The organism is Streptomyces aureoversilis (assembly GCF_042657885.1).
Taxonomy (GTDB): Bacteria; Actinomycetota; Actinomycetes; order Streptomycetales; family Streptomycetaceae; genus Streptomyces; species Streptomyces aureoversilis.
In genome coordinates, this window is the sequence record NZ_JBHSKJ010000045.1 from 1 (window position 1) to 6556 (window position 6556).

Annotated in this window: 5 protein-coding genes; 2 read left to right on the top strand and 3 right to left on the bottom strand. The window is 70.7% G+C overall.

From position 1 onward, the window contains the following. Nucleotides 1-437: 437 nt before the first annotated feature. Complete coding sequence (gene trpS, locus ACFPP6_RS36105; RefSeq protein ID WP_382051098.1) at nucleotides 438-1439, top strand: tryptophan--tRNA ligase; 1002 nt, start codon at nucleotides 438-440, stop codon at nucleotides 1437-1439. 82 nt (nucleotides 1440-1521) lie between these two features. Here trpS and proC read toward each other — a convergent pair whose 3' ends face one another. Further along, on the bottom strand, nucleotides 1522-2331 hold the full coding sequence (gene proC, locus ACFPP6_RS36110; protein ID WP_058047822.1) for a pyrroline-5-carboxylate reductase: 810 nt from the start codon (nucleotides 2329-2331) through the stop codon (nucleotides 1522-1524). A gap of 456 nt (nucleotides 2332-2787) precedes the next feature. On the opposite strand from proC, the gene ACFPP6_RS36115 reads away from it, so the two are divergent. Next, nucleotides 2788-4389: a SulP family inorganic anion transporter gene (locus tag ACFPP6_RS36115; protein WP_382051099.1), complete on the top strand. Its 1602-nt coding sequence runs from the start codon at nucleotides 2788-2790 to the stop codon at nucleotides 4387-4389. Here the strand turns inward: ACFPP6_RS36115 and ACFPP6_RS36120 are convergent. Both ACFPP6_RS36120 and ACFPP6_RS36125 read right to left on the bottom strand, forming a co-directional pair. Then, the gene (locus ACFPP6_RS36120) at nucleotides 4319-5455 is read right to left on the bottom strand and encodes an NAD(P)/FAD-dependent oxidoreductase (protein WP_382051100.1); all 1137 of its coding nucleotides are present in this window, start codon (nucleotides 5453-5455) and stop codon (nucleotides 4319-4321) included. The genes ACFPP6_RS36115 and ACFPP6_RS36120 overlap by 71 nt on opposite strands. Before the next feature lie 43 nt (nucleotides 5456-5498). Next, nucleotides 5499-6404: a sigma-70 family RNA polymerase sigma factor gene (locus ACFPP6_RS36125; RefSeq protein ID WP_382051101.1), complete on the bottom strand. Its 906-nt coding sequence runs from the start codon at nucleotides 6402-6404 to the stop codon at nucleotides 5499-5501. Between the last annotated feature and the right edge of the window lie 152 nt (nucleotides 6405-6556).

Consider the following 6556-nt stretch of genomic DNA (forward strand, 5'->3'; position numbering starts at 1 on the left):
CCCCTGTTGGAGCGGGGTTTGTTTCGCGCCTTCCGGCGTGATCACTACTTTAGCGGATTTCCCCGGTGACTCCTAATCGGAGTCCGAGGCCTTCACAGTCCGAATTTCGGCACGCCGAAATCCATCCCGTTCAGGGGCCGTGCAGTGGTGATTGCCGCCGGTGCGGCTCGAGTGGCTGCCCCGCTGTCCTTGCGGACCCCGCGGCAACTCGAAGAACTCTACACGACCCCGTAGGGCGCATCAAACCAGTGGCGCAAGCACTTTTCGGGGGCGTACGGTCGGCGGCATGACTCGGCATGTGCGTACGCAGCAGTGGTGGGCCGCCTGACGGCGGCCCCGACTCCGTGCCTCGCGCATGCACCCAACGGCCGCCGCCTCGGCGGCCGTTTTTGCTGTCCGTGGCGGTGTCCCCATCCAGACAGGGAGCGCACCACCCCATGTCCACCCGGATCTTCAGCGGTATCAAGCCCACCGGCCACCTGACGCTCGGCAACTACCTCGGCGCCGTCCGCCAGTGGGTGGAGGTCGACCAGCACAAGGCCGACGCGTTGTTCTGCGTCGTGGACCTGCACGCTCTCACCGTGGAGCACGAGCCGGCCCGGGTACGGCGCCTCAGCCGGCAGACGGCCACGCTTTTGCTGGCGGCCGGGCTGGATCCGGCGCAGTGCACGGTGTTCGTACAGAGTCACGTCGACGAGCACACCCGGCTCTCCTATGTCCTGGAGTGCACGGCGTCCGACGGCGAGATGCGGCGGATGATCCAGTACAAGGAGAAGTCGGCGCGGGAGCGGGCGACGGGCGGCGGCGTAAGGCTGTCGCTGCTGACGTATCCGGTACTGATGGCGGCGGACATCCTGGCGTACGGAGCGGACGAGGTCCCGGTGGGGGACGACCAGGCGCAGCACGTCGAGCTGACGCGGGATCTCGCGGTGCGGTTCAACCAGCGGTACGGGCAGACGTTCACCGTGCCGAAGGCGGTGGTGCCGCCGGTGGCCGCCCGGGTCATGGATCTGCAGGACCCCACGGCGAAGATGGGGAAGTCCCACGCGGAGACGGCGGGCATCGTCTATCTGCTGGACGAGCCGGACGCAGTGCGCCGGAAGATCATGCGCGCAGTGACCGACAGCGGCAGTGAGGTCGTCCACGACAGGGAGACGCGGCCCGGTATCGCGAACCTGCTGGAGATCCTCGCCGCGTGCACCGGCGGAAATCCCTCGGAGCTCGCGGGCCGCTATTCCTCGTACGGCGCTCTGAAGCGGGACACCGCCGATGCGGTGCTGGAAGTCCTGCGCCCGCTGCGGGAGCGGCATGCCGAGCTGTGCGCCGACCCGGCTTATGTGGATGGCGTGCTCCGGGACGGGGCCGAGCGGGCGCGGAGGATCGCCCGGCCGACGGTGGACGCGGCCTATCGGGCGATCGGCTTGCTGCCCGCGTACTGAACACACATAAAGGGGTCGCCGGTCGCCGACCCGGTCGCCGGCCCTTGTCGGCGACGCAGGGGCCGGCCCAGGGGCCGCCCCGTCACCCCTCGCCGGAGGCCAGCTCCCGGCTGCGGTCGCGGGCGGCCTCCAGGGCGGCGATCAGCGCGTGCCGTACTCCGTGCTTCTCCAGCTCGCGGATGGCGTTGATCGTCGTGCCGGCCGGCGAGGTGACCGCCTCGCGGAGCTTGACCGGGTGCTCGCCGCTGTCGCGGAGCATGACGGCGGCACCGATGGCGGCCTGGACGATGAGGTCGTGGGCCTTGTCCCGCGGCAGGCCGAGGAGGATGCCGGCGTCGGTCATCGCCTCGACGAGGAAGTAGAAGTACGCCGGGCCCGAACCGGAGAGCGCCGTGGCCGCGTCCTGCTGGGACTCGGGCACCCGGAGCGTCTTACCGACGGGCTTGAAGATCGCCTCGGTGCGGAGGAGGTGGTCCTCCGTGGCGTGGGTGCCCGCGGAGATCACCGACATGCCCTCGTCCACCAGGACGGGGGTGTTCGGCATGACGCGCACGACGGGGTTGCCGCCCGGCAGCCGCTCCTCGAAGAAGGACGTGGGGACGCCGGCCGCCGCACTGATGACCAGCCGGTCGGCGGGCAGGTGCGGGGCGAGCTCGCTGAGGAGCGCCGCCATGTCCTGCGGCTTGACGGCCAGGATCAGGGTGTCCGCGGACTTCGCGGCCTCGGCGTTGGTGACCGTCTCGACGCCGTAGCGGGCACGGAGGGCCTCGGCGCGCTCGGGGCGGCGCGCGGTGACCAGGAGGTCATCGGTCGACCAGCCGGCGCGGATCATGCCGCTGAGCAGCGCCTCGCCGATCTTGCCGGTGCCGAGGACGGCGACTTTCTGTGCCACGGGCTCACCTCTTCGCTGCGCGGGGATGGGCTGCACGCCGGGCTTCCCGGTGCGGCCGAGCAACCGGGCAGCGAGGCAGCCGGGACTTCACAGTCCACTGGTCGTCGACGCTGGTCGGCGCCGGACGTCACCGGAGGGCGTGTCCGGCCATCTTTGCACTCCGCGCGCACGTCGCGCGCCGAGCGCAATTCGCGGGTAAGCCCACGGGGGCCTGCGCCGGAGCGATCGGAACAGCCCAATCCGGCCCGCCACCACTGCGTTTACATCGTGGTAACACGCCAACACTCCAACGGTATTGGCCACTTGGACAGAATGACCGCGGGTGTCCACGGCACGCTCCGTCACCCTCTGCCGTCCGGCCGGTCCTCACCCCGACGTCTCCGCTGCCCGTATCCCGACATCAGACAGGCAACGAACACATCGCTGCGCGACACCGCGCGCTCGGAGGTATTCCTCATGGAAAAAATACCCCTCACCCCTGCCCGCAAGGCGCTCGCCAGGACCAAGCTCCGGTCAAACCCTCCCCACGACGGTGCCAACAGCGGGGCCGCCCTGCGCCGTGACCTCCGCGCCGACTTCACCGCCTCCCTCGTCGTCTTCCTGATCGCCGTCCCCCTCTCGGTCGGCATCGCCGTCGCCTCGGGCGTCCCGGTCGAACTGGGCCTGGTCACCGGTGTGGTCGGCGGCATCCTCACCGGACTGCTGCCGGGCAGCAGCCTGCAGGTCAGCGGCCCGGCCGCCGGCCTGACCGTGCTCGTCTACGAGGCCGTGCGGGAGTTCGGGCTCACCGCGCTCGGCGTCCTCGTCCTGACCGCCGGACTGCTGCAGATCGCGATGGGGCTGCTGCGCCTGGGCCGGTGGTTCCGGGCGATCTCCGTCGCCGTCATCCAGGGCATGCTGGCCGGCATCGGCCTGGTCCTCATGGCGAGCCAGATCTACGCCATGGCCGACGCCCACCCGCCCGCCGGCGGCCCGGCCAAGATCGCAGGCCTTCCCGACCTGATCATCGACACGCTGATCTCGACCGACGCCCTGCTCGCCGCCGCGGTCGGCGTCGGCACGATCGCCGTGCTGGTGCTGTGGCCGCACTGGCAGAAGGGGGCACAGTTCGTGCCCGCGCCCCTGGTCGCGGTCGCGCTGGCGACGGTCGTGGTCGCCGGCCTGTCCCTGCCCGTGGCCCGGATCGAAGTGAGCGGGATGCTCGAGGCCATCCAGCCGCCGGGCCGCGCGGACTTCGCCCTGCTCGGCGAGATGAGCGTCCTGGGCACGGTCCTGGCCTTCGCGCTCATCGCCTCCGCGGAGACGCTGTTCAGCGCGGCCGCGGTCGACCGGCTGCACGAAGGCCCCCGTACGGACTACAACAAGGAGCTCATCGCCCAGGGCGCCGGCAACACCGTGTGCGGCGCGCTCGGCGCGCTCCCGATGACCGCCGTCATCGTCCGCAGCTCGGCCAACGTCCGGGCCGGGGCGAAGACCAAGGCGTCACGCGTCCTGCACGGCGTCTGGCTGCTCGTCTTCGTCTCGCTCGTCCCCTGGGCCCTGGAGCTCATCCCGGTGGCGGCACTCGCGGGGGTGCTGATGCACGCGGGGTGGAAGCTGCTGCCCTTCCGGGACATCGCCCGGCTGTGGCGCGAGCACCGCGGCGAGGCCGTGGTGCTCGTGGTGACCACAGGGGCCATCGTGGTGACGAACCTCTTCGAGGGCGTCGTCCTCGGCCTCCTCATGGCCGTCGCCAAGGCCGCCTGGGAGTCCTCCCACGTCCATGTCGAGACACAGACCACGGAGGACGGCACGGTCCGCGTCCGGGTCCTCGGCAACGCGAACTTCCTCCGACTGCCCAGGATCCTCGACGAGTTGGACGCCTCGCTGCCACCCTCGGGGCGCAACGTGGAGCTCGATCTGAGCGGCCTGCGGCACATGGACCACGCGTGCCGCTCGGTGCTCACGGCGTGGGCGGAGCGCAACGCCGAATGCCGGGGCCCGGTCGCTACCGGGCCCGCGCCCGGCTCGCCGCCACACGCAGGATCCGGACCGTTGAGCGGACAACCTGCTCCTTGACGAACGCCGCCGGCCGCCCGGTCACGACGGACCGGAGCGGTGAGTCGTCGCGTCGCACCGGCTGGATGAGGCCGTCGTTACGGCCGAGGCTGATGCACTGCACGACGTAGCGGAAGCGGAGCAGCCGCGCCGGCCCGGACTCCAGGTCGGCGAGGACGGAGGCGGCGGCGTGTGCGCCCGTGGGCATCGCGGTCGCACACGCCATCCGCAGGGAGGTGGCCGCCGCGTCGCCTGCCACGTAGACGGCCGGATCCGTAGCCGAGCGGAGCGTACGGTCGACCACGATCCGCCCCTGCGCGTCGAGCGCGAGGCCGGCCGCCTCCGCGAGCCCCGTCAGCGGCCGCAGCGACGCCGACCAGACGGTGACGTCCGCGTCGACCTCGTCCACCGACGTCACGCGCTGACCTTCCGTCACCCGTACGCGCATCCCGGCGAGAGTCTTACGGAGGTGAGCCCGCCCGTTGACGGACAGGCCGGCGCCGAGCTTGCCCGCAGTGAGGAGGCGGACGTCCCACTCGGGGTGCGATTCGGCGATCTCGGAGGCGAGTTCGACACCGGTCAGCCCACCGCCGACGACGGCGAGCCGACCCGGCCCGTCGAGCAGCCGCTTACCCAGCTCGGCCGCCGACTCCGCGGTGTACGCGCGCTCACCCACGGTCCGTTCGTCCACGGGCACCCCCGCGGACCCTTGCCCCACGGCCTGTTCCCCCGCGGCCTGTTCCCCCGCGATGCGGGTGTCCGTGACGCTGCCGAGCGCGTAGACGAGCCGGTCGTAGGAGAGCGTGCGGCCGTCGTCCGTACGCACCTCGCGGGCAGCCGCGTCCAGCTCGACGGCGCGGGCCGCGACGTGCCGGATCCCGGTCCCGCGAAGGAACGAGGACAGCGGGAGCGACACATCCGGTTGCCCGGCGGCGAGTTGGTGAAGTCGGACGCGCTGGGTGAAGCGGTCGCTGGGATCGACGAGAGTGACGCTGACGGCAGGGTTCTGCGCCAGCCGCAGAGCCGCTGCGAGGCCCGCGTAGCCGGCGCCGAGGACGGTGACGTGGTGTCGGTGCTGTCGGTTCATACCCACCCGACGACGCAGCGGGCAGGAGTGTGACAGCCACAGGTCACAGGTCCTTCGGGCAGAGCGGTTCCGGACACAGCTCCCGCGGATCGAGGTGGCGGAGCTTGTCCGGATTGGCGACGGCGTAGACCTCCGTGATCCGCCCCTCGTGCACGGTGAACGCGAAGACCAGGACCCTGCCCGCGGCCGGATCGACGGAGATGATGCCGGGTGCGCCGTTGACGTCCCGCATCACCACCCGCATCGACAGCGGGTCGAAGCCGCGGCTGATGCCCTGGGCGAAGCGGGCGACGTTCTCCCTGCCGCAGACGGGGCGACGGGCGGCCGAGACCTTTCCGCCACCGTCGGAGCGCCACACGACATCCGGGTCCAGGACGGACAGGAGTGTCTCGAAGTCGCCGTTCATCACGGCGGCGAGAAAGGCTTCGACGGTACGGCGGTGCTCACCGCGGTCGACGGAACAACGCGGGGATTCGGCCCGTACGCGCTTCCGTGCACGGGAGGCCGACTGCCGTACGGAGGTCGGAGTCCGGCCTACGACTTCCGCGATCTCGGTGAACGGCACGGAGAACACGTCGTGCAGGATGAACGCCGTCCGCTCGCCCGGCGTGAGCTTCTCCAGCACGGTCAGCAGTGCCATCCCGACGGATTCGTCCAGGGTGACCCGGTCCTCGGGCCCGGGAACTTCGCCGACGACCGGTTCGGGCAGCCAAGGTCCGATATAGGTTTCGCGGCGGGAGCGGGCGGAGCCGAGCTGGTCGAAGCAGATACGGCTGACGACGGTCGTCAGATAGGCGGCCGGGTTGGCCGCCTCCTCGTCGGGGAGGAGCTGCCAGCGAAGCCAGGCCTCCTGCAGTGCGTCATCGGCATCGGCGACCGAGCCGGTGATGCGGTAGGCGACGGCCCAGAGTTGTGGGCGGTGTTTCTCGAAATCAGCCAGGGGTGCCATGGGACCGCCGGCTCCTTTCGTGTCCGGATCCAGGTGAGCCTGCGGTGATTCTGCCCGGAAATACGAAAAAGCCCCGGTGGTAACCCACCAGGGCTTTTTCTCAAAAATTGTTCGGCGGCGTCCTACTCTCCCACACGGTCCCCCATGCAGTA

Excerpts from the sequence above, each read along its gene's own strand:
- ACFPP6_RS36115 (WP_382051099.1), top strand. The coding sequence starts at position 2,788 with ATGGAAAAAATACCCCTCACCCCTGCCCGCAAGGCGCTCGCCAGGACC.
- trpS (WP_382051098.1), top strand. The coding sequence starts at position 438 with ATGTCCACCCGGATCTTCAGCGGTATCAAGCCCACCGGCCACCTGACG.
- ACFPP6_RS36120 (WP_382051100.1), bottom strand. The coding sequence starts at position 5,455 with ATGAACCGACAGCACCGACACCACGTCACCGTCCTCGGCGCCGGCTAC.
- ACFPP6_RS36125 (WP_382051101.1), bottom strand. The coding sequence starts at position 6,404 with ATGGCACCCCTGGCTGATTTCGAGAAACACCGCCCACAACTCTGGGCC.